Below are 26,968 nucleotides of genomic sequence, written 5' to 3' on the forward strand. Positions count from 1 at the left end.
TGGGTTTCCTTCCGGCTTCGGTCTTACGAGAAGTCCGTGGCGAACTCGTCGATGGCCGACTTCAGCGTCTTGGCGTTGTCGTCCTTCATCTTGGGATCCTCGTTCGTGATCCAGTCCAGAACGTCCTGACGCTTGGTCCGCATGTGGTTCAGAAGACCCTGCTCGAAGCGGCCCACATCAGCCACGCTGACCTTGTCGAGATACCCGTTCGTACCTGCGAAGATGACGACGACGATCTCGGCGTTGGTCAGCGGCGAATACTGCGGCTGCTTCATCAGCTCGGTCAGGCGTGCGCCGCGGTTCAGCAGGCGCTGCGTGGAGGCGTCGAGGTCCGAACCGAACTGCGCGAAGGCCGCCATCTCGCGGTACTGGGCGAGCGACAGCTTCACGGGACCAGCGACCGAGGACATCGCCTTGGTCTGTGCGGCAGAGCCCACGCGAGACACGGACAGACCCGTGTTCACGGCAGGACGGACGCCCTGATAGAACAGCTCGGTCTCGAGGAAGATCTGGCCGTCCGTGATCGAGATCACGTTCGTCGGAATGAACGCCGACACGTCGCCGCCCTGCGTCTCGATGATCGGCAGCGCCGTCAGGGATCCCGCGCCGTGGTCCGAGTTCAGCTTCGCCGAGCGCTCCAGCAGGCGGGAGTGCAGGTAGAAGACGTCGCCCGGATAGGCTTCGCGTCCGGGCGGACGGCGGAGAAGAAGCGACATCTGGCGATAGGCCACGGCCTGCTTCGACAGGTCGTCGTAGATGATGAGCGCGTGGCGGCCGTTGTCGCGGAAGAATTCCGCCATCGCCGTCGCGGCATAGGGGGCGAGGAACTGCATCGGCGCCGGGTCCGAGGCGGTCGCGGCGACGATGATCGAATAGTCGATCGCGCCGGTTTCCTCGAGCTTCTTCACCAGCTGGGCCACGGTCGAGCGCTTCTGCCCGATCGCGACGTAGATGCAGTAGAGCTTCTTCGACTCGTCGTCACCCGCGGCGTCGTTGTAGCTTTTCTGGTTCAGGATGGTGTCGAGCGCCACGGCGGTCTTGCCGGTCTGGCGGTCCCCGATGATCAGCTCGCGTTGGCCACGGCCGATCGGGATCATGGCGTCGATGGCCTTCAGGCCGGTCGCCATGGGCTCGTGGACCGACTTGCGCGGGATGATGCCCGGTGCCTTGACGTCCGCGACGCGGCGCTCGGAGGTCGAGATCGGACCTTTGCCGTCGATCGGGTTGCCCAGGCCGTCGACCACGCGGCCGAGAAGCGCGTCGCCCGCCGGCACGTCCACGATGGAGTTCGTGCGCTTGACGGTATCGCCTTCCTTGATATCCCGGTCCGAGCCGAAGATCACGATGCCGACGTTGTCGCTCTCGAGGTTCAGCGCCATCCCCATGATACCGCCCGGAAACTCGACCATCTCGCCCGCCTGGACGTTGTCGAGGCCGTAGACACGGGCAATGCCGTCGCCGACGCTCAGCACGCGGCCGACCTCGGCGACTTCGGCGTCCTGGCCGAAGTTCTTGATCTGATCCTTGAGGATTGCCGAAATCTCGGCTGCCTGGATTGCCATTTATCCGACCTCTTTCATCGTGTTCTGGAGAGCCGCGAGCTTCGAGCGGATCGAGGTGTCGATCATCTTCGAGCCCACTTTGACCACTAGTCCGCCGATGAGGCTTTCATCGACGGTCACATTCATCTTGACGTCCTTGCCGACCGAATTCTTCAGAGCCTCGGCAAGCGCCTTTTCCTGGTCCGCGGTCAGCGCGGTCGCGGAGCGCACATCGGCGGTCACCTCGCCCTTGGCGTCCGCAATGCGGGCGCGCAGGCCCGCCAGAAGCTGCGGCAACACGAACAGGCGGCGCTTCGACGCCATCAGGAGCAGCGTGTTGGCCAGCATGTCGGACAGGCCCATCTTTGGTGCGATGGCGCCGATGGCGTTGCCCTGCTGCTCGCGCGAGTAGACCGGAGAATGGACAAGATCGCGGAAATCCGCACTGTCCGACAACGAGGCTTCGAGGGTCTCGATGTCCCGCTCGAGAGTATCGAGCGCATTGCCGTCCCTGGCCAGCTCGAACACCGCCGTCGCATAGCGCGACGCGATGCCGGTGGAGATTGACGCAGATTCTGACACGTGTCCCCTTTCCACGTTGTTCTTCGGCGAGGCCGGTTGGCGGAAGCGTCCGGCGCAAGGTTCGGGGCATCCGCAAGGCGCGCCCTCGAACAAATCAGCGGTCGTGTAGCAGAGGACTTTCAGCCTCGCAACATGTTGGGAGGCGTGCCCGGCGCGACCCCCACAAGTGATTTCAAAGGGTTAACGCCGGGTGCGACCGAATGGACCGCGAAACAATCGGATTTTCACGGTCGGGCGTCACGATTCCCGCTCTCAGATCGCCTTCGGCTCGGGTGCGGCGATGCCCTCCAGCACTCTCAGCGGACGTCGCACAGCCTCGGGCAGGCCCGTCCGGGGCGGCGCCGGAACCTGCTTCGAGACCTCGACGACCAGGACGCCGCCCGCGAAACGGTTCGAGACGTGATTGCCCAGCTTCTCCCAGAAGGCGCTCGTCTTCAGCCAGAAGGGTTTGGGACTTGGCGGATGGAAAAGGGCCGCGCTGTGCCGCCGCGGCATCAGTCCGATCGCCGCCACCATCGCCTCGAGTTGGCCAAGCGAATAGGGCCGCCCGAAACCGAAGGGCGTCACGTCGCGCCGTGACCACAGGCCCGCACGGTTCGGCACGATGAACAGACCCAGGCCCTCGGGCGCCAGCACGCGATAGCACTCGTCCAGAAGCGCGATGGGGTCCTCGCTCGTCTCGAGGCCATGCAGCACCACGAGGCGGTCGACGCTGTCGGTCTCTATCGGCCAGAGCTTCTCCTCGCAAAGCACCGACACGTTGTCCAGGCCGGCGGGCCAGGGCATCACCCCCTGCTGGCCCGGCATCAGGGCGATGACCCGCCGCGCCTCGGCAAGGTAGGGTCGAAGCAGCGGCGCAGCGAAGCCGAAGCCCACGACGTTCAGGCCCCGCGCCTCGGGCCAGAAGCCAGTCACCTGCTCGCGGATGGCGCGCTGCGCCGTCCGTCCCAGCCGGGTCCGATAGTAGAAAGTCCTGAGGTCGAGCACGTCGAGGTGCATTGCGGCGCGCGGTCCTTTGTCCGACAGTCCGGCGGAAGCATAACCGCAACAAGGGCTGAATCCATGTCATTCGAGATCGTCACCGTTCCATGCCGCACGGACAACTATGCCTTCCTCGTCCACGGCAACGGACGGACCGCTCTTGTCGACGCGCCCGAAGCCGCTCCGATCGCGGCAACTCTGGACGGCCGCGGCTGGACGCTCGACGAGATCTGGATCACCCATCACCACGACGACCACGTCGAAGGTGTGGCCGAGCTTTGCGGACGCTACGGTGCCACCGTACGGGGCGCCGCCGCCGACGCGCACCGCCTTCCCCCGCTCGACCACGCGATCGGCGACGGCGACAGCTTCGACTTCGCCGGGTCCACCGTGCAGGTCATGGACGTCTCGGGCCACACCGTGGGCCACATCGCCTTCTACCTTGCCGACGCCAAGGCCGCCTTCACCGCCGACAGCCTCATGGCGCTCGGCTGCGGCCGCGTCTTCGAAGGCACCATGCCGATGATGTGGCAGAGCCTGTCAAAGCTCGCCGCCCTGCCCCGCGACACGACAATCTGCTCGGGCCACGAATACACCGAGGCCAACGGCCGCTTTGCCCTGACCATCGAGCCCAACAACATCGCCCTGAAGGAACGCCTCCGCATGGTCGCCGAAGCCCGCGAACGCGGCGAGCCGACGGTGCCGTCCAAGCTCTCGACCGAGCTCGAGACCAATCCTTTCCTCCGGGCGGGCTTGGATGATGTCAAAATGCTCCTAGATATGACCGGACGAAGCGACGCCGAGGTGTTCGGCGAAATCAGGCGTCGCAAGGATTCGTTCTGATGTCGCCACAATTTCTCTCGTTTTCCGTAGCAGCGTGAACGCGGGTCCGAAAATGTGAGGCCTTGCGACGAGAAAAGGCTTGAAGGTTCGGAAATCTAACCGAACTCTAACACTATGAGGCCACGGTCTGGATGGGCCCTCAGCGCCCTCCGACCCTTGTGAAAGGAGCTTGTGAGCGTGCCATCTTTTTCCAAGACGCTCGAGGATGCGATCCATGCTGCGCTGGCGATAGCCAATTCGCGCAGGCATGAGCTCGCGACGCTGGAACATCTGCTTCTGGCGCTGATCGACGAGCCTGATGCCGCGAAGGTGATGCAGGCGTGTTCGGTTGATCTCGATGAGCTCCGCAAGACACTCAACGATTTCATCGACGACGATCTTTCGACCCTGGTGACCGAGATCGAAGGATCCGAAGCCGTACCGACCGCCGCCTTCCAGCGCGTGATCCAGCGCGCGGCGATCCATGTCCAGTCTTCGGGCCGGACCGAAGTGACGGGGGCCAACGTCCTCGTCGCCATCTTTGCCGAGCGTGAGTCGAACGCCGCCTACTTCCTGCAGGAGCAGGACATGACCCGGTACGACGCCGTCAACTTCATCGCGCACGGCGTCGCCAAGGACCCGTCCTTCGGCGAAACGCGACCCGTCTCGGGCGCCAACGAGTTCGAGGAGGAGGCGTCTTCCTCCACGTCTGCCTCGGAAGAGGACGGCAAGGAATCCGCCCTGTCCAAGTATTGCGTCGACCTCAACGTCAAGGCCCTCAAGGGCGACGTCGATCCGCTGATCGGGCGCGAGCCCGAGGTCGAGCGTTGCGTGCAGGTGCTCTGCCGCCGGCGAAAGAACAACCCGCTCCTCGTCGGCGACCCCGGCGTCGGCAAGACCGCCATTGCCGAAGGTCTGGCCAAGAAGATCGTCGAGAAGCAGACGCCCGAGGTTCTTCAGGGCGCCACCATCTTTTCGCTCGACATGGGCGCGCTTCTCGCGGGCACCCGGTATCGCGGCGATTTCGAGGAACGGCTGAAGGCCGTGGTGACCGAGCTTGAGGATCATCCCGACGCGATCCTCTTCATCGACGAGATCCACACCGTCATCGGTGCCGGCGCCACCTCGGGCGGCGCGATGGACGCCTCGAACCTGCTGAAGCCCGCGCTCCAGGGCGGCAAGCTGCGCTGCATGGGATCGACGACCTACAAGGAGTTCCGCCAGCACTTCGAAAAGGACCGCGCCCTGTCGCGGCGCTTCCAGAAGATCGACGTGAACGAGCCGACCGTCGAGGATTCCGTGAAGATCCTCATGGGCATCAAGCCCTATTTCGAGGAGCATCACGGCGTCGTCTACACCGACGACGCGGTCCGGACGGCCGTCGAACTGTCGGCGCGCTACATCAACGACCGCAAGCTGCCCGACAAGGCCATCGACGTCATCGACGAGGCCGGAGCGGCGCAGCACCTCGTGGCGCCCGAGAAACGCGAACGGACCATCGACGTCCCGCAGATCGAGAATGTCGTCGCCAAGATCGCGCGCATTCCGCCGAAGAACGTCTCGAAGGACGACGCCGCCGTCCTGCGCGACCTCGAGGCGTCGCTGAAGCGCGTCGTCTTCGGACAGGACCGTGCGATCGAGGCGCTGGCCTCGGCGATCAAGCTGTCGCGCGCCGGTCTTCGCGAGCCCGAAAAGCCCATCGGAAACTACCTCTTCGCCGGCCCGACGGGCGTCGGCAAGACCGAGGTCGCGAAGCAACTCGCCGACTCCCTTGGCGTCGAGCTTCTGCGCTTCGACATGTCCGAGTACATGGAGAAGCACGCCGTCAGCCGCCTCATCGGCGCGCCTCCGGGCTATGTCGGTTTCGACCAAGGCGGACTTCTGACCGACGGCGTCGACCAGCATCCGCACTGCGTTCTCCTCCTCGACGAGATCGAGAAGGCGCACCCGGACGTGTTCAACATCCTTCTGCAGGTGATGGACCACGGCAAGCTGACCGACCACAACGGCCGGCAGGTCGACTTCCGCAACGTGGTTCTCATCATGACCTCGAACGCGGGCGCGTCGGACATGGCGAAGGCCGCCATAGGCTTTGGCCGCGACCGGCGCGAGGGCGAGGATACCGAGGCGATCGAACGCATGTTCACGCCAGAGTTCCGCAACCGTCTCGACGCGGTCATCAGCTTCGCGCCGCTTCCGAAAGAGGTCATCCTCCAGGTGGTCGAGAAGTTTGTCCTGCAACTGGAAGCCCAGCTCATGGACCGCGGCGTCCATATCGAGCTGACGCGCCCGGCCGCTGAATGGCTGGCGAACAGGGGCTACGACGACAAGATGGGCGCCCGTCCGCTGGCGCGCGTCATCCAGGAGACGATCAAGAAGCCGCTGGCCGAAGAGCTTCTCTTCGGCAAGCTCGCCCAGGGCGGCATCGTCAAGGTCGGCGTGAAAGAGGGCAAACTTGACCTCCGGATCGAGCAGGCGACGAAGCGCATCTCGTCGAAGAAGAAGCCTCCGCTTCTCACCGCCGAATGATCGCCTGACCAAAAAAATGCCTTTGAAAGCCCCGCCTCGCGCGGGGCTTTCTTTTTGGCCGGGGCCGCTGATACGGTGACCGCGGAAACGGCAGGGAGAGCAGCCATGCTGAAACACATCGCGGGTTTTGCTCTGGCCGCGGGGCTCGCCATCGCCTGCGCACCCGTCAAGACCGTCACCGGAGCCGACCTCTACAGCGAATTCTGCGTGGCCTGTCACGGCACATCCGGTCGCGGCGACGGACCGGCGGCGTCCTCGCTTCCCGTCAGACCTGCCGATCTGACCGCGCTCTCCTCCCGCAACGGCGGACGCTTCCCGATGGCGCGGGTCCTCTCGACCATCGACGGATACACCCGCGTCCAGACAGGCACCCACGTCATGCCGGAATTCGGAAGCACCCTCTCGAAAGGGACTGTCCTGATGGTCGACACCGGCGACGGCATCGCCAGTCCCGTCCCCGCGCGCCTTCTGGCGCTGGCCCGGCACCTGGAGAACCTTCAGCGCTAGGCGGAACCGGCAGGCACTATTCGTTCGTCGGAGACCCGTTAGTGTTTCGGTCAGGTCTGCTTCGAGGTCATGGGGCAATCGCCATTAGTCATGCTGTGCGAGAGGCGCGTTGAAGACTGCTAAACTGCTGGTCGCAAAACCAGTCTTTGCTATACAGCCGAAAGAGCGATCTGTGCGTGACAGGCCGGAACGGAGTAAGTGGAAGTGCGCGTTTGGACCTTAATACTGTTGATAGCGGTGTTTCCTGTTCTTGCTGTCGCCCAAACGTCCTCAACTGATTGCGGCTTGTTTACAGTTCGCCCAGAAAGCGATGCCCTCGTTCTGGACAAAAGTGGAAATGTGAAGCGTGTAGTAGGTCCTGGATTACACATTTGCGTGCCCATGGTGGAAACTGTTTGGATTGAAAACACGCTCTTTGAGCGACGTGAGGATGTCGAAATCTGGTGGCCTGAGGACCAATGCGAAATCACAGTTTCAGTCTTTTGGAACATCTCCGACCTGGAGGTTTACTACACCAAAGGTCAAGAAGCGGTCGCCGTTTCTGTGATCGAGAAGCAGGTGCAAGAGGCTCACGAGAATGCAGAGGTTTCTAGCTTTAGTAGGGAGACAATCTCAAACTACCTGCAAATCACCCTTCGTGAGAATCGTGGGGCGTTCGAGGAGTATGGCGTCAACTTTCTTCGCTCCTTCGCGAGCCTTGAAGACTGTATCCAAGAATAAGAGCGTGATCAGATCAAACGCCAACCTCTTGTCCCCATAGCCGACCACCACACACCCTCCAAAAGAAAACGCCGGACCCGAAGGCCCGGCGCTTCCCACTCGTCACTCGTGAAATCGATCTCAGTTCGTCGGCGTGATCGTGATGTCCACGCGACGGTTCTGCGCACGGCCTGCGGCCGTGGCGTTGGTGGCGATCGGCTGGCTCTCGCCCGCGCCGATGGTCCGGACTCGCGATCCCGAGACGCCCGACGAGCGCAGGACCGACGACACGGCCATCGCACGGCGCTCGGACAGGTCCTGGTTGTAGGCGGCCGAGCCGGTGTTGTCGGTGTGGCCGGTGACGGTCACGACCGACTGCGGATACTTGTTCAGGCTGTTGGCCAGAACACGCAGGTCCGACGCGAGCGTCGCGTTCAGCGTGGCGCTGTCGGTAGCGAAAAGGATCGCCTCGGGCATCCGCACGATGAGTGCATTGCCGGTGTTGATCACGTCGATCTGGCCATTGCCGAAATCGTTGCGCAGTTCCGCCGCTTGGCGGTCCAGGCTATAGCCGATGGCCGCACCCGCAGCAGCGCCGACTGCCGCGCCGACGGCGGCGTTCCGAATCCGGTCGCTGCCGCTTTCACGGGTTCCGCCGAGAACGGCGCCCACTGCCGCGCCCGCAAGCGCGCCCTGACGGGTGCGGTCGCCGTCGGTGCCAGGGTAGGTGGAAGGATCGCCGCAGGCAGCGAGGGCCATCAGGCCGGCCGCGCCAAAAAGCGTGGAAGTCTTGGAGATAGACATGAGGTGTCCTTTTTCTTTGCACATCTCGAACGCCGCTATATGCGAAAGGTTCCACATTGCCAGCGGTCACGAGAGGAAACTTGGGCTTCTGCGCCCTGCTAGGCAAATTCACGCCTCTGTTATGCCATATCAGGCAGTCTCAGCCGCTTCCCAGGCCAGCATGGCGCGCTTGACCGGAAGGCCCCAGTGATAGCCGCCCAACCCTCCGGACTTTCGCAACGCCCTGTGGCACGGGATCAACCACGAGATCGGATTGCGACCGACGGCGCTGCCGACCGCGCGCACCGCCTTCGGATGCCCGATCAGCCGGGCAATGTCGCTGTATGTCGTGACGTGGCCTGTCGGAACGTGCAACAGTGCCTCCCACACCTTGATTTGGAACGGCGCCCCGATCAGGAACAACTTCGGCGTCGCCGCCTGTCCATCCGTCGGGAAGGCGGCCTCGGCCAGCGGTGCCAACCGCGCCCGGTCCTCGACGAACGTGGCGTCGGGCCACCTCGACCGCAAATCCGCCATCGTCGCCGCAGACCCGGCCTCGGCTGCGAAGCCGATGCCGCAGATGCCGCGCTCGGTGCCCATCACCAGGACCGGCCCGAACGGGCTGTCGAACCAGCCCCAGGCTATTTCCAGGCCCGCCCCGCCCTTCGCGTAATCGCCGGGAGACATGGCCTCCCATCGCACGAAAAGATCGTGCAGCCGTCCCCCGCCCGACAAGCCCACAAGGTCGGCCGTCTCGAGCGTGGTGTGCCGCGTGGCCAGAAGCGCCTTCGCATGGTCGAGACGCAGCCACTGCTGATAGCGCTTCGGAGACACCCCGGCCCACCGGCTGAAGATGCGCTGGAAATGCGCGGGGCTCATGTGCATCTCGGCCGCGATCTCCTCCAGCGTCAGCTCGCGCCCGTCCGTGCCGTCCAGCCTCTCGATGGCGCGGCGCATCAGGTCATAGTGATATCCGGTCTCGATCTGGGTCATGGCGGTCATCATCGCGATCCTTCTGTCATTGTCACGAAACTAGGCAGGGCCGGCCTGACCTGCGACCCGGATCCTGCGGGAAAGGCTTGCCGCCCCACGGCCGATCCGCCAGAACGAACCCGATGGCCAGGCAGCTTCCCTATCACACGATCCGCGAGATCTTCGCCCGCTTCCACGCCGCGGAGCCCGAGCCGAAAGGCGAGCTCGAGCACCTCAACGCCTACACCCTCCTCGTCGCCGTGGCGCTGTCGGCCCAGGCGACGGACGCCGGCGTCAACAAGGCGACCCGGGCCCTCTTCAAGGTCGCCGACACGCCGCAGAAGATGCTCGACCTCGGCGAAGAGGCTCTGACCCAGCACATCAAGACCATCGGCCTCTATCGCAACAAGGCGAAGAACGTGATGAAGATGGCCCGCATCCTCGTCGACGACTACGGCGGCGAGGTGCCTTCGTCGCGCGCCGCCCTCCAGGCCTTACCAGGCGTCGGCCGCAAGACCGCCAACGTCGTTCTCAACATGTGGTGGAGCCACCCCGCCCAGGCCGTCGACACACACATCTTCCGCGTCGGCAACCGCACAGGCATTGCACCCGGCAAGGACGTCGACGCCGTCGAGCGCGCCATCGAGGACAACGTGCCCGCCGAATATCAGCGCCACGCGCACCACTGGCTGATCCTGCACGGCCGCTACATCTGCCTTGCCCGCAAACCCCGATGCCCCGACTGCCTGATCCGCGATCTCTGCGCCTACGAGGACAAGACCCCATGAACGCCTTCGACGTGGTCGGGATCGGCAATGCGATCGTCGACGTCATCTCCTCCGCCGACGACAGCTTCCTCGACCTCATGGGGATCGAGAAGGGCATCATGCAACTGGTCGAGCGGCAGCGGGGCGAAATGCTCTATGCCGCGATGAAGGACCGCGTGCAGGCCCCCGGCGGATCTGTCGCGAACACGCTTGCCGGTCTCGGCAACCTCGGCCTGCGCACCGGCTTCATCGGCCGCGTCCACGACGACGCCCTGGGGCGCTTCTACGCCCGCTCGATGGAAGAGGATGGCACCGCCTTCGTCAACCCGCCCGTCGCGGGCGGCGACCTGCCGACATCGCGCTCGATGATCTTCGTCTCGCCCGACGGCGAGCGCTCGATGAACACCTATCTCGGCATCTCCTCCGAACTCGGCCCCGACGACGTGGCAGACGATGTGGCGGGCGCGGCGCGGATCCTGTTCCTCGAGGGCTATCTCTACGACAAGCCTTCGGGAAAGGAGGCCTTCGAACGCGCCGCCCGCCTCTGTCGCGGTGCGGGCGGCAAGGCCGGCATCGCGCTCTCGGACCCGTTTTGCGTCGACCGTCACCGCGACAGCTTCCGCCACCTCGTGCGCGACCTCGACTACGTCATCGGCAACCGCCACGAATGGGAATCGCTCTACCAGACCGACCTGTCGTCGGCGCTCGAGCAGGCGGCGGCCGACTCCGGCCTCGTCGTCTGCACCCGTTCGGGAGAGGATGTCATCCTCGTGCAGGGCGACGAGACCGCGCGCGTGCCCGTGCGCCGCGTCGTGCCCGTCGACGCGACCGGAGCGGGCGACCAGTTCGCCGCAGGCTTCCTCTACGGGTACGCCACCGGCCAGTCTCTGGAAACGGCAGGCCGCATGGGCTGCGCCGCCGCCGCCGAGGTCATCGGCCACTTCGGCGCCCGCCCCGAGACCGACCTCAAGGCGCTCTTCCGCCGCGAACAGCTGATCTGAGGGACGCCGGGGCTCCGCCCCGGACCCCGGAGTTTTTTAACCAAGAAGAAACCGATCCCGGCGAGGGTACTCTGGCGGTACAGGCGGGAGCGCCGATGACCGCCCAAGGAGAAGGCGACTTCTTCCGGGGCGTCCCTCAGCAGGGGCGCCCCTTTCTCGTTCTTCTTGGCTGAAATACTCCGGGGGTGCGGGGGCAGAGCCCCCGCCCTTCACGCCGCCGAGCGGGTAAGACGCTCCGGAAGCCCGTTCGCCCAGGCGCTGATCGTGCCCGCACCAAGGCACACGACGATGTCGCCCGGCCGCGCCTGTTCGCGCACCAGACGCTCCAGGTCGTCCTCCGATACCACCGCCCTCGCGTGACGATGACCGTGCCGGATCAGCCCGGCCACCAGATCCTCGCGCGTTGCGCCCGGAATGGGGTCCTCGCCAGCCGAATAGACCTCGGCAATGCCCACGACGTCGGCCTCGTTGAAGCAGGTGCAGAAATCCTCGAACAGCGACGACAAACGCGTGAAGCGGTGCGGCTGATGGACGGCGATGACCCGCGCGCCCGGCTCGATGGCCTGCCGCGCCGCCTTCAGCACCGCCGCGATCTCGACCGGGTGGTGGCCGTAGTCGTCGATGACCGTCACGCCGCCCACGGTGCCCACCCGCGTGAACCGCCGGTTGACGCCTTTGAAGTTCGCAAGAGCTTCGCGGATCTCGGCCGCCTTCATCCCCAGGTGCCGCGCCACGGCCACTGCCGCCAGCGCGTTCGAGACGTTGTGATCCCCCGGCATCGGCAAGGTGCAGCCCTCGATGACCATGCCGTCGGCCAATTCCACGTCGAACTGTGCGATCCCGGCCTCGTAACGCAGGTTCACCGCGCGCACGTCCGCCTGCGCGTTGAACCCGAAGGTCACGACCCGCCGGTCCGTCACGCGCCCCACCAGCGCCTGTACCTCGGGGTGGTCGGTGCAAAGTACGGCCAACCCGTAGAACGGAATGTTCGACACGAAGTCCAGGAACCCCTGCCGCAGGGCCTCGATCGACCCCCAATGCTCCATGTGCTCGGGATCGATGTTCGTCACGATGGCGATGGTCGCGGGCAGCCGGTTGAAGGTCCCGTCCGACTCGTCGGCCTCGACCACCATCCACTCGCCCGCGCCGACCCGCGCGTTCGACCCGTAGGCATGGATGATGCCGCCGTTGATGACGGTCGGGTCCAGCCCGCCGTGATCCAGAAGGGCCGCCACCATCGTCGTGGTCGTGGTCTTGCCATGCGTCCCCGCCACCGCGACGTTCGAGCGAAGCCGCATCAGCTCCGCCAGCATCTCGGCGCGCCGCACCACCGGCAGACCCAGCCGCCGCGCCTCGTCCAGTTCCGGGTTGCCCTTCTTGATCGCCGACGAGATCACGATGACCTCTGCGCCCTCCAGGTTCCCAGCCCTCTGACCTTCGAAAATCGTGGCCCCCATCGCTGCGAGCCGGTCGGTGATCTTCGACGCCTTCAGGTCCGACCCCTGCACGGTGTAGCCCGCCCGGATCAGCACCTCGGCGATGCCCGACATCCCGATGCCCCCGATCCCCACGAAGTGGATCGGCCCCATCTCGGTCGGCAGTTTCGTCGCTGCGGCTGCGTTCATGTCTCTCTCCGTCCAAGCTCTTCGACAAGGCCGGCCAGCCGGTCCGTCGCGTCGGGGATGCTCTGGGTCAGTGCGTTCGCGGCCATGCGTTTCGCGGCATCGGGCGAGGTGAGCACAGTCATCATCTGTTCCGACAGCGAAGCCGGGTCAAGCGCGGATTCAGGCACCAGGATCGCCGCATTGGCATCGACCAGCCCACGCGCATTCGCCGTCTGCTCGTCGCGGATCGCCGCCGCGAGAGGGATCAGGATCGACGGTCGTCCGATCACGCTAAGGTCTGCGACCGACGACGCCCCCGACCGGCAGACGACCAGGTGCGCCGCAGCCATCAGGTCGGGCATGTCTGGAAAGAACGGCTCGACCATCGCGCTGACGCCGGCCTTGTCATAGATCTCGCGCACCCGCGCATCGTCCTCGGGCCGCGCCTGGTGCGCCACCTCGAGCCGCGCGCGCAGGCTGTCCGGCAGGCGCGCGATGGCCAGGGGCACGGTGTCGGATACTACCCGCGCGCCTTGGCTGCCGCCGAAGGCCACGATGCGAATCGTCCCGTCCGAGGGCGGATAGGGGGCGGCCGCGCGGACGAGCACGCTCCCCCGCACCGGGTTGCCGACATGCACGCTCTCGACGCCGGCGGGAAGCTTCGTCGGCCAGGTCCCGCAGGCGATGCGGTCGACATGCCGCGCGAAGACCTGGTTCACCCGGCCCAGCACCCCGTTCTGCTCATGGATCAGCCGCGGCACCCGCAGGATCCAGGCAGCCGCCAGCGCCGGGATCGACGGATAGCCGCCGAAACCGGCGACCACGGTCGGGCGATCCGACAGGAACCGCGTCGCCGCCGTCACGACGCCGCCCACGATCAGAAACGGTGCGGCCAGCTTGGCCAGCGCGCCGCCCCGCGCGAAGGTCGCACTTGCGACCCGCCGTATCTCGACGCCCTTCGGGAACTGGCCGGTATACCGCGCGCCCCTCGCATCCGTTGACAGGGTCACCCGCCAGCCCCGCGCCAGCATCGCCTCGGCCAGCGCCTGCGCGGGATACATGTGTCCCGCCGTGCCGCCCGCCGCGATGACCAGATGCGGCGCGCTCACCGCCCGCTCCGGACGAGATAGTCGCGGATTTCGCCCTGCGGCCGGGCCCGCGTGAAGGACAGCAGCATCCCAAGCATGATGCCCCCTGCCACTAGAGACGACCCGCCATAGCTGACGAAGGGCAGCGTCATCCCCTTGGCCGGCAGAAGCCGGACGGCCACGCTCATGTTGATCATCGCCTGCATCGCAAAGGTGCAGGCCAGCCCCGTCCCCGCCAGCCGGATGAACGGATCGCGCTCGCGCATCAGCCGGAAGAGCGAACGCAGGACGATGGTCGCGTAGAGGAAGATGATGGCGAGGACGAGGATCAGCCCGTACTCCTCGGCCGCCACCGCGATGATGAAGTCCGTGTGCGCATCCGGCAGCGACCATTTCACTGTCCCCTCGCCCACGCCGACGCCGAAGAAGCCGCCCTCGCGGATCGCGTTCGCGGCATAGCCGAGCTGGGTGTTCGGATCGACCTCGGCCGACAGGAACCCGTCGATCCGCCGCGCAAAGTGCTCGGAGCCCCGATAGGCGAACATGGCGCCCGCCGAGACCAGACCGGCGATCCCCGCCAGGATGTAGAACGGCGCGCCGCCGACGAAATACATAACACCCCAGGCGAACAGGATCAGGCTCGCCTGTCCGAAATCGGGTTGGAGCGCGAGAAGCAGCACGACCGCCAGAGCCAGTGCGAAGGAATAGGACTTGCCCGGCGGGCCGGCGACCTCGTTCGAAGCAGCGATCATCCAGCCGACAAGGACGATGAAGCCTGGCTTCAGGAACTCCGACGGCTGGATCGAACCGAAGCCGACCGAGAACCAGCGCACCGCGCCCTTGCCGAAATCCGTGCCGATGAAGGGCAAAAGCATCATGGCGAGGAACGAGATTGCGAAGCCGATCACCGCCAGTCGCCGCACCGTGCGGGGCGACATCAGCGTCATCGCGAACATGGCGATCAGGGCCGCGCCGCCGAAGAAGACCTGCCGTTCCACGTAATAGAACGCCGAAAATCCGTTCCGTTCGGCGAGAGGGGGAGACGCGGCGAGACCCAGAAGAAGCCCGATGCCGAACAGCACCAGCACGCAGCTCATGGACCACTTGTCGACGGTGCGCCACCACCGGGGAAGAATCGGCTCGCCGCCCCCGCGCGGGACCGAGCCATAGACCATCTCCGTCATGAGCCTGCTCTGCTGCCTGTCGCCCGTTCACCGGGTCTGCGGCGAACCATAGCGAAACGCGACTTCGAGCGCCAGAGAAACCCTGCCGTCCGCCGTATCGGGCGGACGGGGCGTCTCCGGTCAGGTCATGCTTTGCGCCAGCTCGCTGACCCGCGCCTTGAAGCGGCGGTCGATCGACCCCTTGGCCAGCTTCAGAGACTGCACCAGAAGGCGCGCGGAAAATGTCGTCGGCCGCACGTCCAGCGACACGAACAGCCGCGTGCGCGCCTTTGACAGCGCCACCAGATCGACGACGCCAAGGCAGATCACGCCCCCCGACCGGCTCTCGATGGCGTAGCCCTGACCGCTGTCGATCGAGACCAGCTCGGCGCTCATGTCGTGCGGCCGCCCGCGCCAGGTGAAACGCGCCTGCCAGCGCGCACCCGGCTCGTGCGAGGGCAGCGTGTCGTCGCGGGTCACGTCGATCCCCCGGCGCAGCATCTGCTTCTCGAACCCGTCGAAGTCGGTGACGGCCTCGTAAACCCTTTCGAGCGGGGCTTCGATGTCTTCGCGGGCGGACAGCTTCATGAGGTCGGTGTGCCTTCAGTCCAGAGTGTCGGCAAGCCAGTTCTCGATCAGGAAGCGCGCGATCGAGCCGGGACGGGCCGGCTTCAATCGGGGATCGTTGCCGGCGAGCGCCTCGACCATCGCCTCGCGCGTGACCCACTGGGCATCCTCGATCTCGGCCGGATCGACGGTGATGTCGCGGCTCGTCGCGTGCCCGTGGCAGCCGAACATCAGCGAGTTGGGAAAGGGCCAGGGCTGCGAGGCGAGGTAATCGACCCGCCCGACGCGCACGCCCGACTCCTCGAAGACCTCGCGGCGCACCGCCGCCTCGATGCACTCGCCCGGCTCGACGAAGCCCGCCAGCAGCGAATACATCCCCTCGGGCCAGACGTGCGAGCGCCCCATGAGGACGGAATTGCCCTCGGTGATCAGCATGATGACCACTGGATCGGTGCGCGGAAAATGATGCCCCCCGCAGGCCGGGCAATCGCGCTGCCACCCCGCCTGCGACACCACGCTTTCGCCCCCGCAGCGCGCGCAGAAGCGGTGCGACCGATGCCACTCCAGGATCGCCTTCGCCGTCGCCGCCATCTCGGCCGCGCGCGGAGTCAGCCGCACCATGCTGCCCCTAAGCTCACCGAAGACCTGTCCCGACGGCAACTCGGGATGCCTCTGCTCGCTCGGATCGGTAAACTGCCCCACGCTGTCGGTGTCGCCCTGGGGCTCCCAGGCCGAGATATCGCAGGCAAAACGCGCCGCGCCCTCGTCGCGCCCCAGGAACACCTCCGGCCCCTCGTGTGCGAAGACGGCATGGTCGGCGGCAAGAAAGACCGGCGCCCGGCTCTCGGCGTCCAGCAGGGGCTTGCCGCGCCAGATCGGCAACACGCATGCCCCGGCGCGCAGCCCGGCCAACGCCTCGGGCTGCGACCGCAGCTCTGCCGCGCGGTCCAGCCCCGACCCGCCGAAGGTCACCGATTCTGCCAGTTTCATGCCTGCCCCTGTCCGCTTGCGCCTTCGATGCCACGCGGCGCGGCCTTTGGCAAACCGCCGCGCAGGCAGCGCCAGGCATCAGGTTTGTCTTGGGCGCGTCACCCGACTCGTGTTCCATGGAGGGACAGATCACAGGGAGCCCCACCATGCCGCGCCACACCCTTCCGGCCATGAGCCGCCGCACCTTCCTCGCCTCCACCGCAGGAGCGGGCCTCGTGGTCCTGCATCCCTTCTCGGCGCGCGCTCAGGCCGGCCAGGCCCACCTGAGAATCATGGAAACGACCGACCTCCACGTCCACGTCTGGCCCTACGACTACTACGCCGACAAGCCCGTCGACACCGTGGGCCTCGCCCGCACCGCCGCCCACATCGCCGACATCCGCGCCGAAGCAACGAACGCGCTCCTCCTCGACAACGGCGACTTCCTCCAGGGCAATCCCATGGGCGACTACATCGCCTACGAGCGCGGCATGAAGCCCGGCGACATGCACCCCGTCATCGCCGCCATGAACACCGTGGGCTTCGACGCCTCGACGCTCGGCAACCACGAGTTCAACTACGGGCTCGACTTCCTGATGAACACCGTCGCGGGAGCCGCCTTCCCCGTCATCAGCGCCAACGTCGTCACCGAAGAAGGCGCCGACCCCACGAAGGACGCCACCCTCGTCAAACCATACGTCATCCTCGATCGCGAGTTGACCGACGGCGCGGGCGAGACGCACCCCATCCGCATCGGCCTCATCGGCTTCGTTCCGCCCCAGATCATGCTCTGGGACCGCAAGCACCTCGAAGGCAACGTCACGACCCGCGACATCGTCGCCGCCGCCGAAGCCTGGGTGCCACAGATGCGCGAGGAGGGCGCCGACATCGTCATCGCCCTCTCGCACTCCGGCATCGGCGCGGCCGAGCGCACCGACATGATGGAGAACGCCTCCGTTCCGCTCGCCCAGGTCGACGGCATCGACGCGCTTCTGACCGGCCACAGCCACCTCGTCTTCCCCTCGCCCGACTACGAGGGCTATGCCGCCGTCGACGCCGCGACCGGCATGATTCACGGCAAGCCCGCCACCATGGGCGGCTTCTGGGGCAGCCACCTGGGCGTCATCGACCTGATGCTCGAACGCGACGGTGGCGAGTGGCGTGTCGTCAACACCGCCGTCGAGACGCGCCCCATCTCGCAGCGCAACGAAGACCGCTCGATCACGCCCCTCGTCGACAGCGAGAAGGAGGTGCTGGACGCGACCCAGGCCGATCACGAGGCTACGCTCGACTACATCCGCCGCCCGGTCGGCAAGACCGCAGCCCCGCTCCACAGCTATTTCGCTCTGGTGGCGGACGACCCCTCGGTCCAGATCGTTTCGCTGGCTCAGGCGTGGTACATCGAGGAGATGATAATGGGGACCGAGCACGAGGGCCTCCCCATCCTCTCCGCCGCCGCTCCCTTCAAGGCCGGCGGCCGAGGCGGCCCGGACTACTATACCGACGTGCCCGCAGGCGACGTGGCGATCAAGAACGTGGCCGACCTCTACCTCTACCCCAATACCGTGCGCGCGGTCAGGATCAACGGCGCGCAGGTCAAGGACTGGCTCGAACGCTCGGCCGGCATGTTCAACCAGATCGAGAAGGACGGTGACGAGCAGACGCTGCTGAACCCGGACTTCCCCTCCTACAACTTCGACGTCATCGACGGAGTCACCTACCAGATCGACCTCTCGCAGCCCTCGAAGTTCGATTCGTCGGGAGAGCTCATCAACCCGGACGCCAACCGGATCGTAAACCTTCGGTACGACGGCAAGCCCGTGACCGAGGACATGGAGTTCATCGTCGCCACCAACAACTACCGCGCCAGCGGAGGCGGCGCCTTCCCCGGCGCCGACGGCTCGACCATCGTCTTCGAAGCACCCGACACCAACCGCGACGTCATCGTCCGCTACATCGTGGAAGAAGGAGAGATCCAGCCCAAGGCCGACTTCAACTGGAGCTTCACCCCCCTTGGCGGCGCCACCGCCCTCTTCGAGACCGGACCCAAGGCGGCGGACTACATCGACAGCCTCCAGGGCATCGACATCGCCCCGGCAGGAGACGGCGCCGACGGCTTCGCGCTCTACCGCCTCACCCTCTAGCGCAGGGTTTCACCCCGTCCCCTCAACAAAGCCGGGAAGACGGGGCCACCCGTCGTCCCTGTCCCACGCATTGACCCGAGACCCGTGTCCGCCGCGCCGCGCCGATACGGTCTCCCGCAACAATTCCTTCCGAACAAAAAGCATTGTCGCCCGAAATAGGCCGCAAATCCTCCATCCCATCGTCACCAGCATGGTTAACGCCTGCCGGCACAACAGTTGGAGGCTACACATGAAACTGAAATCAATTATCGTCGCGTTCTCGGTACTCCCCGTTCTCACCGCATGTGGCGGCGGCACCGGCCCGTCCGCCATCGGCTCGAAATACAACCCGGTCTACACCGACGGCGAAATTGTCACTTACGAGGCGCTCACCGCCGAAGGCCTGACCGGCTTCGTCGGCGGCGAAGACGGGTCGGTGAAGGAGGTCCGCGTGCGCATGGACGACACGGGTCTTGATCCGATCGTCTACGTCTCGATCGACGGCGGCCCCGAGATCGTGTTCGATGGCTACGACGGCGGCAGCTACGACGGTTATCAGGGATATCTCTACCTGTTCAACGACGCGGCGCAGTACGCCTACATGGACTACTACGGCACCGATGCCGCCTCCATCGAATTGGGTGGCGAAGAGGAGGTTGACCGGGATGGCTACTTCGGCCTCGAAACCGCCGCAGCGGCGCTGCCGACCGACACCGTCTCCTATTACGGCGGATGGAATGCCTATGGCGGCAGCCAGACCACCGGCATCAACGCGAGTGGCATGATGAGCCTCTCGGTCGATTTCGCCGACAGCAGCGTCAACGGCATCACCCAGGGCGGCTTCGACGCCTACAACGACGACCTTGAACAAGAGACCGGCGGCAACCTCTTCGGCTCGATCGAAGGCCAGGTTTCGGGCAGCCGGATCGACGCCGCGATGTCGCTCTATGGCGATGCCACCGGCACGATGGACATGAAGGGCGCCTTCTACGGCGACGATGCCCAGAACCTCGCGGGCGGCGTCGGCGGCAGCCTCGACACCGAAGTCGGCACCATGAGCCTCGGCGGCGGCTTCTGGACCGAAAGGTCCGGCGAGCCCTTCCCGCCCATGTTCGAAACGCTGAACTGACCTCTCGTCCCCGGGGCGCGCGGCCCTCTCGCCGCGCGCCTCACGTCGAAAGCCAGCGGTCCCAGAACTCCGCCTCCACCCCAAGCGCCTCCTTGAAGACGTCGGGCACCTCGCTCCACGCCTGCCGCAGACGGTCCGACACCTCGGGGCCATAGGAGTCGAGAAGCTCGCGCAGCGACCGCGCCTCTCTCTCGACCTCGCCGATCCGCATCAGCGCAAAGCTCGCCAGCACGCGGTTCATCCGTGCCTGGTATCCCGGTCCCATCGCCCGATAGAACTTGGCGACCGAGGCATCGATCCGCAGCGTGATCTTCACCTTCGGCTCGTCGCACCAGATGTCCTCCTCCAGCGTCGCCCAGGCCTCGGGCGCGACGGTCTGCACGCGGGCCCAGAGTCCCTGGTCGCTCTCCAGCCCCTCTAGGTGCCGCGACAGCCGCCGCCGCGCCATGCGGGCGGTCTGGGTCTGCCTGAAGGTCTTCTGTGCTGTCGTTCCGGTCATCCGGGCAACCTGCCCATGCGAGATGAAAAACTCCTGATCCCACCGAGCGGCCCTGCCATACGCTGTGCCGACCGAACGCCGACGCCTCGCATACCTTGCGAATCCCCGCCCCGCCCCCTATATCCGGCCTCGAGAGGTTGGCGCGGGCGAGCGCCTCGCCAACCCGGTCAGGTCCGGAAGGAAGCAGCCGTAACGAGCCCCGCTTGGGTCGTTGTCCAGCCTCTCACCTTACCCCCTCAAAGCCATGCCAGGCCCGCAAGCACCAGCGCCTGCAAGGCCGCCACGCCTAGCGGGAAGCCCGACATGCGCCGCACTGCGGATGCCTTCGGCCAGGCCCGACCAAGCCCGAAGACCGCCACGGCAACCACCCCCGCAATGGCCTGCCAACCGGCGAAAATTCGAAAGCCCGCGCCCTCCTCCACCCCGGCGACAAACGAGTAGACAAAGGCCAGAACCCAGGCCGCAAGGCCCGCGGTCAGCGCCATGCGGCGTCCGTCCGACGGCTCGCCCGCCATCGTCATCCGCCTGTCCGGTCCGGCGTCGCACGGCTCGCCCAGGCCCACTGCGCCTCGGTCTCGACGGCGCAGGGCCTCACCGCGCGCAACCGCGCCAGCGCCTCGCCAGCGTCCTCTCCCGCCTCCACCATCAGGCGCAGAAGGGCCGTCCCCGACCGCCCGCACCCGCCGTGGCAATGCGCCAGCACCCGGCCTCCTCCAGAGAGGGTTTCGCGTGCGAAACCCGATGCCTCGCCCCACAGCGCCTCGGCCTCCGTCCCCGGTGCGCCGAAGTCCGGTATGGCAACCTGCCGCCACGCGACACCCGCCGCGCGCAGGTCTGCCTCCAGTCTTCCCGCCCCCGACCGCTCGAGCTCCGCAAGCGGCGTCATCGTCAGAACCAGGCTCGCCGGCCACCGCAGGATGACGCCCAGGTCGGCCTCGTAGCGCCCTGTCCGCCCCGGCATGGGCGCGATGCCCAGCCACCCCGGGCCAAGTGCGATCTGGCTGATCTCGTACATGCCACGAAGCCTAACCGCTTCGGCCTCGCTTTGACACCGGTCAAGGCGCTCCGCCTCACGCTCCATAAAGTACCAGCGAGACGACACAGGAGCCCCCCATGACCCACGTCCCCCACGAACTCGCCGAAGAATTCCCCTCGCACGCAGACCGCATCCATACTCTCAAGGGCGCCGACACCCATTTCTCGCGGCTCTACGACGAATACCACGCCATCAACCGCGCCGTGCACCGCGCCGAGACCAACATCGAGCCGCTCGACGCGCTGTCCGAGGTCAGCTTGCGGAAGCGTCGCGCTTCGCTGAAAGACGAGCTATACGCGATGCTCACCGAGTAAGGTGCGGGCCTCGGACGGTGGACGCTCGACCCCTGCCGGTCTAACCTCCGCAAGTTCCGAATCCGGCCGAGGCGATGAGCGACACCACCGAGAAGACCTACCAGGTCCTGGCCCGGAAATACCGGCCCGAGACCTTCGCCGACCTGGTGGGCCAGGACGCGATGGTGCGCACCCTGAAGAACGCCTTCGCGGCTGACCGGATCGCGCAGGCCTTCATCATGACAGGCATCCGGGGCACGGGTAAGACGACCACGGCGCGGATCATCGCCAAGGGCATGAACTGCGTCGGCCCCGACGGCACGGGCGGCCCCACGACCGCACCTTGCGGCGTCTGCGAGCACTGCATCGCCATCAGCCAGGGCCGCCACGTCGACGTCCTCGAAATGGACGCAGCCAGCCGAACAGGCGTGGGCGACATCCGCGAGATCATCGACAGCGTCCACTACCGGGCCGCCAGCGCGCGCTACAAGATCTATATCATCGACGAGGTTCACATGCTGTCGACGAGCGCGTTCAACGCGCTTCTGAAGACGCTCGAGGAACCGCCCGCCCACGTGAAGTTCATCTTCGCCACGACCGAGATTCGAAAGGTGCCCGTCACCGTCTTGTCGCGCTGCCAGCGCTTCGACCTGCGCCGGATCGAGCCCGAGGTGATGATCGCGCTCCTGAAGAAGATCGCGTCGGCCGAGAACGCCAGCATAGCCGACGACGCGCTTGCCCTCATCACCCGCGCAGCCGAAGGCTCGGCCCGCGACGCGACATCGCTTCTCGACCAGGCCATCAGCCACGGCGCGGGCGAGACGACAGCCGACCAGGTGCGCGCCATGCTGGGCCTCGCCGACCGTGGTCGGGTCATGGACCTCTTCGAAATGATCGTGACCGGCGACGCCGCCGGTGCGCTGTCCGAGATCTCTGCGCAATATGCCGACGGCGCCGATCCCCTCGCCATCCTCCGCGACATCGCCGAGATCACGCACTGGATCAGCGTCATCCGCATCACTCCCGATGCCGCCGACGACCCGACCGTCGGCCCCGACGAACGCGCCCGCGGTCGCGCGATGGCCGACCGGCTGCCGATGCCCGTCCTCAGCCGGATGTGGCAGATGGGCCTGAAGGCGCTGGACGAGGTCGGCCACGCGCCCAATTCCATGATGGCCGCCGAGATGGCCGTCATCCGCATGACCCACGTTGCCGACATGCCGACCCCCGGCGAACTGGTGGCAAAGCTCAAGGACACGCCCGTCCCGCCCCCATCCGGTCCCGGCGGAGGAGGTGGCGGGCAGCCGTCCATCCGCAGCGAGGGCGCTCAGGCCGTTGCGTCCCGCGCGGCCGAGATGGCCACCACGGGACCGCGCGGCGGCGGTCCCCAGGCCGCGCTGGCGCAGGCTCCTGAAAGCGCCCTGTCGCGCTTCCCCACCTTCGGCCGCGTGGTCGAGCTGATCCGTGCCAACCGCGACATGAAGCTCGTGGTCGAGGTCGAGGACGGCATCCGCCTCGTCTCCTACCAGCCCGGCCGCATCGAGTTCGAGCCGACCGACCGCACGCCCCGCGACCTGGCACAGCGCCTCGGCCAGCGCCTCCAGTCATGGACCGGCGTCAGGTGGACCGTGACCGTCGCCAACTCCGGCGGAGCGCCCACGATCTCGGAAGCGCGGGACGCCGAGACCGACGCCCTGAAGGCCAGCGCCTCGGACGACCCGACCGTCGCTGCAATCCTGAAGGCGTTCCCCGGCGCGTCCATCGGCGCGCTCAGGACGGCAGCCGAGATCGCCAACGAGACCGCCGAAACCGCGCTGCCCGAAGTCGAGGACGAATGGGATCCGTTCGAGGAAGACTGACGGCGGATTGCCGCCCGAGGTTCTGAAAGCCGTCCCTTGCCGCTGCCGGACCGGCTTCGTATCTGTAACCCGACACCTGAACACGAGGGAGAGACGCATGTTCAAGGGACTTGGCGGAATTGCCGACATGGGCAAGATGATGAAGGCCGCGCAGGAGATGAAGTCCAAGATGGACGCGCTCCAGGCGCAGCTCGACGCGATCACCGTCGTCGGCGAAAGCGGGGCCGGTCTCGTCAAGGCGACCGCCACAGCCAAGGGCGAACTGACGGCGCTGGATATCGACCCCTCGATCTTCAATCCTACGGAAAAGGAAGTGGTCGAGGACCTGATCCTCGCCGCCATCAAGGACGCGCAGTCCAAGGCCTCCGAGCGGCACGAAAAGGAAATGCGCGCCATGGCCGAAAGCATGGGCCTGCCCGCCGACATGAAGATGCCCTTCTGAGATGACGCGCGGCGCCGTCCTCGCGGTCCTGGCGTTCCTCTCGGGACCAGCCCTCGCGCAGGACTGGGCGACGGTCGAAGTCTGCACCGTCGACGTGCCCGAGATCGTCGACGAGGCCTTCAGCCCTCCCGGCCGCGCTGCGCTCGAGGAGGCCGCGGCAGAGATCCCGAACGGGACCGGCCGCTTTTGGAGGATCGAGGCGCCCTCCGGTGCCGTGTCGCACCTCTGGGGCACGTTCCACGCCTCGGACCGATTGATCCTGGACCTGCCGCAGCCGCTTCAGGACGCCATCGACGCGGCCCGCGTCGTCGCGGTCGAGGTCGACTTCATCCATCCGACCCGGCAGTCCTACCGCGACGCCCAGTACTACCCGTCCCGCTTCCTCGAAGGCGGCGACCCGTTCGAGGCGACAGGCTCCCTCGGGACCATCGCGGGCGTGCCCGAAGAGATCGACGGTTGGATCCGCGAGCGCGGCATCGAACTCGGCTGGACCGAGGACATGGACCTCGTTCTGTCCCCCGGCGGTATCGCCGAGATGCTCCTGTCCGATCCCTGCGAGGACTTCTCGACCGGCGTCCTTCCGATCCAGGACGATTACATCCAGGTCCAGGGCCGGATCGCCGGAGCCCGGATCCTTGGCCTCGAGGCGCAGACCGCCTTCCTCGACGATCTCGACGAACGGCCCGAGATCGCGAATGCCATCACCGCCGTCTACGGCAGCTATCTGCGCCCCGTGACCTCGAACGACGAGCGCAAGACCGCCTTCGCGATCTACCTCGAAGGCCGTCTCGGCCTGATGACTGTGGCCGATAGCGCCTACATCAACGAGGTTCTGGGTGACACGGGGGCTGAGGCACTGACACTCACCGACGACTATCTCCTGCTCGAACGCAACCAGCGATTCCTCCAGACGCTTCTGCCCGAACTGGACGAGGGCGGCGTCGTCGTCGCCATCGGCGCGGGGCACCTTCCGGGCGAGACGGGCATGATCGAACTCCTCCGCGGCGCAGGCTACACGTTGACCCGCGAGCCGCTTCCCGGAGAAGCGGAGTGAACGGCAAGACGGACCTCGAAACCCTCATCGAGATGATGGCCAAGCTACCTGGCCTCGGTCCCCGCTCGGCCCGCCGGGCTGTCCTGCACCTCATAAAGAAGCGCGCCCTCCTCCTGATGCCCCTGGCCGACCAGTTGACGCGCGTCGGCCAGACCGTCCGCGAATGCCTCAACTGCGGCAACATCGGCACCGCCAGCCTTTGCGCGATCTGCGAAAGCGACAAGCGCGCCAACGGCGAGCTTTGCGTGGTCGAGGATGTGGCCGACCTCTGGGCGATGGAGCGCGCATCGGTCTTCAAAGGGCGCTACCACGTCCTCGGCGGCGCCCTCTCGGCCCTCGACGCCGTGGGGCCAGAGGAATTGCGCATCCCCAAGCTTCTCGACCGCATCGCAGCCGAGAACGTCTCGGAGGTCATCCTGGCGCTGAATGCCACCGTCGACGGGCAGACGACGGCCCACTACATCGCCGAGCAGCTTGAAGGTCGGATCGCAGTCACGTCGCTTGCGCAGGGAGTGCCCGTCGGGGGAGAGCTCGACTACCTCGACGACGGCACTATCGGTGCCGCACTCAAGGCCCGTAAGGCGGTCTGAACCTCAGGCCGCCTCGACCTGCGCGTCCTGCTCAAGCCGGTCGAGGAAGCGCCGCGTCCACCATTCGACGTCCTCTTCGCACACGTTGCGCCACAGGCTCGCGTGCCGGCGCTGCCGCTCGTCCAAAGGCATCGTCAGGGCCTGCTCGATCCCCTCGGCCATGTTCGTGGCGTCGTATGGATTGACCACGATGGCCTCCTCCAGCTGTTCCACCGCGCCCGCGAAATGCGACAGGATCAGCACGCCCGGATCCTCGGGATCCTGCGCGGCAACATATTCCTTCGCCACGAGGTTCATTCCGTCCGCAAGCGGCGTCACCAAGGCGGCCGCCGACCTCCGGTAGATCGCAGCGAGTGCATCCCGATCGACGGGACGGCGGATGTACCGGATCGGCGTCCAGTCCAGCTCGGCGTGAGCGCCGTTGATCGACCCGGAAATCATGTCGAGCTGCTCGCGAAGGTCGGCATAGGCCTCGACGTCCGACCGTGACGGCGGTGCGATCTGAAGCAGCGTCGCGCGCATGGATCCCGGCTGACGGTGTTCCAGGAAAGCCCCGAAACCCTGGAAGCGGTGAACCAGCCCCTTGGAGTAATCAAGCCGGTCGACGCCAAGCACGATCTTAGTGTTGGCCGCGACAGCCATCGTCGGTGCGGGCGCCGTACGCGCCAGTTCGGCGAACCCCTTGGCGTCGATACCGATTGGGAAATGCGCCAGGGTGAAGGTCCGCCCGCCGCAGCGGATCGTGCTTTCCCCCAGAAATTCGACCTGCTCCGAGACCCGCAGAGACTCCCGGCACGCCGCCACGTCGCGCTTTGTCTGAAGGCCCACCAGATCGCAGGCGGCCAACCAATGCGGCACCTCGCGCGCCTCAGGCAGCGCCGGAAGGTTCTGCGCATTCGGAAAAGGAATGTGGAGGAAGAAGCCGATCCGGTTCGTGACTCCAAGAGCCCGAAGCTCCTGCGCCAGGGGAAGGAAGTGATAGTCGTGGATCCAAAGAAGATCGTCGGGTTCCAGCACATCGGCAACCATCTTCGCGACACGTCGGTTCACCTCGGCGTAGCGGTCGAAGTACCCGTCATGAAGGTCGATCAAATCCGGCTTGTAGTGAAAGAGGGGCCAGAGCACGGAATTCGAATATCCGAGATAGAATTCCTCGTGATCCTCGTGGCTCAGGTCGTAGGCCAGTCGCCGATAGGGCGTCGATCCAACTTCACGGAGGCTCGTGGACGGCACATCATGCGTCTCGCCACTGCTTCCGATCCAGACACCACCCCGTTTGGACAGCGTGTCATGCAGGGCTACGACCAGCCCGCCCGACGGCGCGCCGTCTCCGGGAATTCTGTTCGACACCACCACCAGCCGTCCCAT

Annotated in this window: 27 protein-coding genes and 1 other RNA gene; 14 read left to right on the top strand and 14 right to left on the bottom strand. The window is 66.1% G+C overall.

What is annotated here, in order from left to right; all coding sequences use genetic code 11:
- Positions 1-23 precede the first annotated feature (23 nt).
- From atpA to EF888_RS18685, 3 genes are all read right to left on the bottom strand, one after another.
- Positions 24-1,562, bottom strand: coding sequence for a F0F1 ATP synthase subunit alpha (gene atpA / locus EF888_RS18675; RefSeq protein WP_109760918.1), 1,539 nt, complete (start codon positions 1,560-1,562; stop codon positions 24-26).
- Positions 1,563-2,123: a F0F1 ATP synthase subunit delta gene (locus EF888_RS18680; RefSeq protein WP_109760949.1), complete on the bottom strand. Its 561-nt coding sequence runs from the start codon at positions 2,121-2,123 to the stop codon at positions 1,563-1,565.
- A 252-nt stretch (positions 2,124-2,375) separates the two neighbouring features.
- Entirely contained in the window at positions 2,376-3,122 is a 747-nt protein-coding gene (locus EF888_RS18685; protein WP_109760917.1) for a methyltransferase domain-containing protein, read from the bottom strand.
- A 63-nt stretch (positions 3,123-3,185) separates the two neighbouring features.
- On the opposite strand from EF888_RS18685, the gene gloB reads away from it, so the two are divergent.
- The 4 genes from gloB (at position 3,186) to EF888_RS18705 (ending at position 7,682) form a co-directional block, all read left to right on the top strand.
- Positions 3,186-3,947, top strand: a complete 762-nt coding sequence (gloB, locus tag EF888_RS18690; protein ID WP_109760916.1) for a hydroxyacylglutathione hydrolase — start codon at positions 3,186-3,188, stop codon at positions 3,945-3,947.
- 177 nt (positions 3,948-4,124) lie between these two features.
- Positions 4,125-6,455 carry an ATP-dependent Clp protease ATP-binding subunit ClpA gene (gene clpA, locus EF888_RS18695; protein ID WP_109760915.1) on the top strand — a complete coding sequence of 777 codons (2,331 nt, stop codon included), beginning with the start codon at positions 4,125-4,127 and terminating at the stop codon, positions 6,453-6,455.
- A gap of 105 nt (positions 6,456-6,560) precedes the next feature.
- Positions 6,561-6,962: a c-type cytochrome gene (locus tag EF888_RS18700; RefSeq protein WP_109760914.1), complete on the top strand. Its 402-nt coding sequence runs from the start codon at positions 6,561-6,563 to the stop codon at positions 6,960-6,962.
- Between the two features lie 198 nt (positions 6,963-7,160).
- Positions 7,161-7,682 (top strand): SPFH domain-containing protein, encoded by a 522-nt coding sequence (locus EF888_RS18705; protein WP_126918612.1) that lies wholly within the window; start codon positions 7,161-7,163, stop codon positions 7,680-7,682.
- A 120-nt stretch (positions 7,683-7,802) separates the two neighbouring features.
- Here the strand turns inward: EF888_RS18705 and EF888_RS18710 are convergent, their stop codons facing one another.
- Both EF888_RS18710 and EF888_RS18715 read right to left on the bottom strand, forming a co-directional pair.
- On the bottom strand, positions 7,803-8,465 hold the full coding sequence (locus tag EF888_RS18710) for a YiaD family glycine zipper/OmpA-like lipoprotein (protein ID WP_109760912.1): 663 nt from the start codon (positions 8,463-8,465) through the stop codon (positions 7,803-7,805).
- Positions 8,466-8,594: 129 nt separating this feature from the next.
- Positions 8,595-9,446: a methylated-DNA--[protein]-cysteine S-methyltransferase gene (locus EF888_RS18715; RefSeq protein ID WP_109760948.1), complete on the bottom strand. Its 852-nt coding sequence runs from the start codon at positions 9,444-9,446 to the stop codon at positions 8,595-8,597.
- A gap of 113 nt (positions 9,447-9,559) precedes the next feature.
- Between EF888_RS18715 and nth the strand changes: the two genes are divergently transcribed.
- Positions 9,560-10,204: an endonuclease III gene (gene nth, locus EF888_RS18720; protein WP_109760911.1), complete on the top strand. Its 645-nt coding sequence runs from the start codon at positions 9,560-9,562 to the stop codon at positions 10,202-10,204.
- Positions 10,201-11,184 (top strand): adenosine kinase, encoded by a 984-nt coding sequence (locus EF888_RS18725; RefSeq protein WP_109760910.1) that lies wholly within the window; start codon positions 10,201-10,203, stop codon positions 11,182-11,184. The genes nth and EF888_RS18725 overlap by 4 nt, the downstream gene beginning before the upstream one ends.
- A gap of 209 nt (positions 11,185-11,393) precedes the next feature.
- Here the strand turns inward: EF888_RS18725 and murC are convergent, their stop codons facing one another.
- The 5 genes from murC to nudC form a co-directional block, all read right to left on the bottom strand.
- Positions 11,394-12,809: a UDP-N-acetylmuramate--L-alanine ligase gene (gene murC / locus EF888_RS18730; RefSeq protein ID WP_109760909.1), complete on the bottom strand. Its 1,416-nt coding sequence runs from the start codon at positions 12,807-12,809 to the stop codon at positions 11,394-11,396.
- The gene (locus EF888_RS18735) at positions 12,806-13,849 is read right to left on the bottom strand and encodes a UDP-N-acetylglucosamine--N-acetylmuramyl-(pentapeptide) pyrophosphoryl-undecaprenol N-acetylglucosamine transferase (RefSeq protein ID WP_420902679.1); all 1,044 of its coding nucleotides are present in this window, start codon (positions 13,847-13,849) and stop codon (positions 12,806-12,808) included. Before EF888_RS18735 ends, murC begins: the two co-directional genes overlap by 4 nt.
- A 44-nt stretch (positions 13,850-13,893) precedes the next feature.
- Entirely contained in the window at positions 13,894-15,060 is a 1,167-nt protein-coding gene (locus EF888_RS18740) for a peptidoglycan glycosyltransferase FtsW (protein WP_109760907.1), read from the bottom strand.
- A 120-nt stretch (positions 15,061-15,180) separates the two neighbouring features.
- A complete protein-coding gene (locus EF888_RS18745) occupies positions 15,181-15,627 on the bottom strand; it encodes an SRPBCC family protein (RefSeq protein ID WP_109760906.1) in 447 nt (148 codons plus the stop codon).
- Positions 15,628-15,642: 15 nt separating this feature from the next.
- Positions 15,643-16,596: an NAD(+) diphosphatase gene (gene nudC / locus EF888_RS18750; RefSeq protein WP_109760905.1), complete on the bottom strand. Its 954-nt coding sequence runs from the start codon at positions 16,594-16,596 to the stop codon at positions 15,643-15,645.
- A 146-nt stretch (positions 16,597-16,742) separates the two neighbouring features.
- Here nudC and EF888_RS18755 point away from each other — a divergent pair, with 146 nt between their 5' ends.
- Both EF888_RS18755 and EF888_RS18760 read left to right on the top strand, forming a co-directional pair.
- Positions 16,743-18,719, top strand: coding sequence for a bifunctional 2',3'-cyclic-nucleotide 2'-phosphodiesterase/3'-nucleotidase (locus EF888_RS18755; RefSeq protein WP_420902644.1), 1,977 nt, complete (start codon positions 16,743-16,745; stop codon positions 18,717-18,719).
- Positions 18,720-18,948: 229 nt separating this feature from the next.
- A complete protein-coding gene (locus EF888_RS18760; RefSeq protein ID WP_109760904.1) occupies positions 18,949-19,827 on the top strand; it encodes a transferrin-binding protein-like solute binding protein in 879 nt (292 codons plus the stop codon).
- A 40-nt stretch (positions 19,828-19,867) separates the two neighbouring features.
- On the opposite strand, the gene EF888_RS18765 is transcribed toward EF888_RS18760, so the two are convergent.
- Entirely contained in the window at positions 19,868-20,326 is a 459-nt protein-coding gene (locus EF888_RS18765) for a BrnA antitoxin family protein (RefSeq protein ID WP_109760903.1), read from the bottom strand.
- Positions 20,327-20,457: 131 nt separating this feature from the next.
- Here EF888_RS18765 and ffs point away from each other — a divergent pair.
- Positions 20,458-20,554: signal recognition particle sRNA small type (gene ffs, locus EF888_RS18770), an RNA gene on the top strand.
- An 8-nt stretch (positions 20,555-20,562) separates the two neighbouring features.
- Here the strand turns inward: ffs and EF888_RS18775 are convergent.
- Positions 20,563-20,847, bottom strand: a complete 285-nt coding sequence (locus tag EF888_RS18775) for a hypothetical protein (protein WP_109760902.1) — start codon at positions 20,845-20,847, stop codon at positions 20,563-20,565.
- Positions 20,844-21,341, bottom strand: a complete 498-nt coding sequence (locus EF888_RS18780; RefSeq protein WP_109760901.1) for a protein-tyrosine phosphatase family protein — start codon at positions 21,339-21,341, stop codon at positions 20,844-20,846. Before EF888_RS18780 ends, EF888_RS18775 begins: the two co-directional genes overlap by 4 nt.
- Before the next feature lie 98 nt (positions 21,342-21,439).
- Between EF888_RS18780 and EF888_RS18785 the strand changes: the two genes are divergently transcribed.
- The 5 genes from EF888_RS18785 to recR all read left to right on the top strand — a co-directional run bounded on the left by EF888_RS18785 (position 21,440) and on the right by recR (position 25,600).
- Positions 21,440-21,676, top strand: coding sequence for an HP1242/YdcH family protein (locus tag EF888_RS18785; protein WP_109760900.1), 237 nt, complete (start codon positions 21,440-21,442; stop codon positions 21,674-21,676).
- A 74-nt stretch (positions 21,677-21,750) separates the two neighbouring features.
- Complete coding sequence (locus EF888_RS18790) at positions 21,751-23,514, top strand: DNA polymerase III subunit gamma/tau (protein WP_109760899.1); 1,764 nt, start codon at positions 21,751-21,753, stop codon at positions 23,512-23,514.
- Between the two features lie 97 nt (positions 23,515-23,611).
- Complete coding sequence (locus tag EF888_RS18795) at positions 23,612-23,956, top strand: YbaB/EbfC family nucleoid-associated protein (RefSeq protein ID WP_109760898.1); 345 nt, start codon at positions 23,612-23,614, stop codon at positions 23,954-23,956.
- A gap of 1 nt (position 23,957) precedes the next feature.
- Complete coding sequence (locus tag EF888_RS18800) at positions 23,958-25,010, top strand: TraB/GumN family protein (RefSeq protein WP_109760897.1); 1,053 nt, start codon at positions 23,958-23,960, stop codon at positions 25,008-25,010.
- A gap of 32 nt (positions 25,011-25,042) precedes the next feature.
- Positions 25,043-25,600: a recombination mediator RecR gene (gene recR, locus EF888_RS18805; RefSeq protein ID WP_420902680.1), complete on the top strand. Its 558-nt coding sequence runs from the start codon at positions 25,043-25,045 to the stop codon at positions 25,598-25,600.
- Positions 25,601-25,603: 3 nt separating this feature from the next.
- Here the strand turns inward: recR and EF888_RS18810 are convergent, their stop codons facing one another.
- Positions 25,604-26,968, bottom strand: coding sequence for an alpha,alpha-trehalose-phosphate synthase (UDP-forming) (locus EF888_RS18810; RefSeq protein WP_109760895.1), 1,365 nt, complete (start codon positions 26,966-26,968; stop codon positions 25,604-25,606).

Source organism: Silicimonas algicola (assembly GCF_003970735.1).
GTDB classification, from domain to species: domain Bacteria; phylum Pseudomonadota; class Alphaproteobacteria; order Rhodobacterales; family Rhodobacteraceae; genus Silicimonas; species Silicimonas algicola.

Coding starts and splice junctions, on each gene's coding strand:
- EF888_RS18760 (WP_109760904.1), top strand. CDS start 18,949: ATGAAACTGAAATCAATTATCGTCGCGTTCTCGGTACTCCCCGTTCTC.
- murC (WP_109760909.1), bottom strand. CDS start 12,809: ATGAACGCAGCCGCAGCGACGAAACTGCCGACCGAGATGGGGCCGATC.
- EF888_RS18715 (WP_109760948.1), bottom strand. CDS start 9,446: ATGACCGCCATGACCCAGATCGAGACCGGATATCACTATGACCTGATG.
- EF888_RS18755 (WP_420902644.1), top strand. CDS start 16,743: ATGCCGCGCCACACCCTTCCGGCCATGAGCCGCCGCACCTTCCTCGCC.
- EF888_RS18745 (WP_109760906.1), bottom strand. CDS start 15,627: ATGAAGCTGTCCGCCCGCGAAGACATCGAAGCCCCGCTCGAAAGGGTT.
- EF888_RS18685 (WP_109760917.1), bottom strand. CDS start 3,122: ATGCACCTCGACGTGCTCGACCTCAGGACTTTCTACTATCGGACCCGG.
- EF888_RS18700 (WP_109760914.1), top strand. CDS start 6,561: ATGCTGAAACACATCGCGGGTTTTGCTCTGGCCGCGGGGCTCGCCATC.
- EF888_RS18710 (WP_109760912.1), bottom strand. CDS start 8,465: ATGTCTATCTCCAAGACTTCCACGCTTTTTGGCGCGGCCGGCCTGATG.
- gloB (WP_109760916.1), top strand. CDS start 3,186: ATGTCATTCGAGATCGTCACCGTTCCATGCCGCACGGACAACTATGCC.
- EF888_RS18785 (WP_109760900.1), top strand. CDS start 21,440: ATGACCCACGTCCCCCACGAACTCGCCGAAGAATTCCCCTCGCACGCA.
- nudC (WP_109760905.1), bottom strand. CDS start 16,596: ATGAAACTGGCAGAATCGGTGACCTTCGGCGGGTCGGGGCTGGACCGC.
- EF888_RS18735 (WP_420902679.1), bottom strand. CDS start 13,849: ATGTATCCCGCGCAGGCGCTGGCCGAGGCGATGCTGGCGCGGGGCTGG.
- atpA (WP_109760918.1), bottom strand. CDS start 1,562: ATGGCAATCCAGGCAGCCGAGATTTCGGCAATCCTCAAGGATCAGATC.
- EF888_RS18765 (WP_109760903.1), bottom strand. CDS start 20,326: ATGACCGGAACGACAGCACAGAAGACCTTCAGGCAGACCCAGACCGCC.
- EF888_RS18740 (WP_109760907.1), bottom strand. CDS start 15,060: ATGACGGAGATGGTCTATGGCTCGGTCCCGCGCGGGGGCGGCGAGCCG.
- recR (WP_420902680.1), top strand. CDS start 25,043: ATGATGGCCAAGCTACCTGGCCTCGGTCCCCGCTCGGCCCGCCGGGCT.
- nth (WP_109760911.1), top strand. CDS start 9,560: ATGGCCAGGCAGCTTCCCTATCACACGATCCGCGAGATCTTCGCCCGC.
- EF888_RS18775 (WP_109760902.1), bottom strand. CDS start 20,847: ATGACGATGGCGGGCGAGCCGTCGGACGGACGCCGCATGGCGCTGACC.
- EF888_RS18800 (WP_109760897.1), top strand. CDS start 23,958: ATGACGCGCGGCGCCGTCCTCGCGGTCCTGGCGTTCCTCTCGGGACCA.
- EF888_RS18810 (WP_109760895.1), bottom strand. CDS start 26,968: ATGGGACGGCTGGTGGTGGTGTCGAACAGAATTCCCGGAGACGGCGCG.
- EF888_RS18790 (WP_109760899.1), top strand. CDS start 21,751: ATGAGCGACACCACCGAGAAGACCTACCAGGTCCTGGCCCGGAAATAC.
- EF888_RS18725 (WP_109760910.1), top strand. CDS start 10,201: ATGAACGCCTTCGACGTGGTCGGGATCGGCAATGCGATCGTCGACGTC.
- EF888_RS18780 (WP_109760901.1), bottom strand. CDS start 21,341: ATGTACGAGATCAGCCAGATCGCACTTGGCCCGGGGTGGCTGGGCATC.
- EF888_RS18795 (WP_109760898.1), top strand. CDS start 23,612: ATGTTCAAGGGACTTGGCGGAATTGCCGACATGGGCAAGATGATGAAG.